The sequence below is a fragment of the Paenibacillus forsythiae T98 genome (assembly GCF_000520735.1).
In the GTDB taxonomy this organism is placed as follows: domain Bacteria; phylum Bacillota; class Bacilli; order Paenibacillales; family Paenibacillaceae; genus Paenibacillus_AQ; species Paenibacillus_AQ forsythiae.
Genome location: NZ_ASSC01000246.1, coordinates 1 through 308, shown reverse-complemented (window position 1 = coordinate 308; position 308 = coordinate 1). Strand labels below are relative to the sequence as shown.

The 308-nt window shown below is 65.6% G+C and carries 1 pseudogene; it reads right to left on the bottom strand.

Annotated elements, in window-relative coordinates:
• Positions 1-308, bottom strand: a pseudogene (locus tag L692_RS32520) (amidase); the annotation flags it as partial.

The following is a 308-nucleotide window of genomic DNA, read 5'->3' as shown; positions in this document are numbered from 1 at the left end:
GGAAGACCGGCCAAGCCGGCGATGCAGCAGAGCAGCATGGCGCCGGTGCGGTCAGACTCCAGCTGCGCCCTATCGCCGCCGGCCAATGGCGCGGGACCGGGCACGGTCGGAATCACCAGCGCGCCGGTCTCGCCAAGCAGATTACGGAGCCGGGCGGCAACTTCCTCCCGGAACGACACAGCGGCTGCAAGATCGCGGCTGTGAAGCTCCTCCGCCAGCTTAAAGCGGGCGGCAATATCCGGCGCGAAGGTTGGCTGCTCCTTCCGTATCCAGCTTCCATGCGTTTCCCATATTTCACTGCCCTGAAC